Raw genomic sequence first — 529 nt, 5'->3', positions numbered from 1 at the left:
GACTTCGTGATCCTGAACTGGCGGGCGGTGTGCGGGCAGTGCCGGGCCTGTCTGCGGGGCCGGCCCTGGTACTGCTTCGACACGCACAACGCCCGGCAGAAGATGACGCTGGCCTCGACGGGTCAGGAGCTGTCGCCGGCCCTGGGGATCGGCGCGTTCGCGGAGAAGACGCTGGTGGCGGCGGGGCAGTGCACCAAGGTCGATGCGTCGGTGTCGGCGGCGGTGGCCGGGCTGCTGGGCTGTGGCGTGATGGCGGGTATCGGGGCGGCGATCAACACCGGAAATGTGGGCCGGGGCGACACCGTCGCGGTCATCGGCTGTGGTGGTGTCGGTGACGCGGCGGTCGCGGGGTCGCGCCTGGCGGGCGCGGCGAAGATCATCGCCGTGGACATCGACGACCGCAAGCTCGCGACGGCCCGTGCGATGGGCGCCACCCACACCGTCAACTCCAAGGAGACCGACCCGGTCGAGGCGATCCGGGAGCTGACCGGCGGTTTCGGCGCGGACGTGGTGATCGAGGCGGTGGGCC

The 529-nt window shown here is 71.8% G+C and carries 1 protein-coding gene; it reads left to right on the top strand.

Annotated features, from left to right (window positions below; genetic code table 11):
• Positions 1 to 529: zinc-binding dehydrogenase (locus IE263_RS48100; protein WP_189944466.1), on the top strand; the 529-nt coding region annotated here is incomplete at both ends.

This window comes from Streptomyces aurantiogriseus, assembly GCF_014649375.1.
In the GTDB taxonomy this organism is placed as follows: Bacteria; Actinomycetota; Actinomycetes; order Streptomycetales; family Streptomycetaceae; genus Streptomyces; species Streptomyces aurantiogriseus.
Note: the sequence above shows the minus strand (reverse complement) of the source record. Positions and strands in the feature narration are given on the sequence as shown.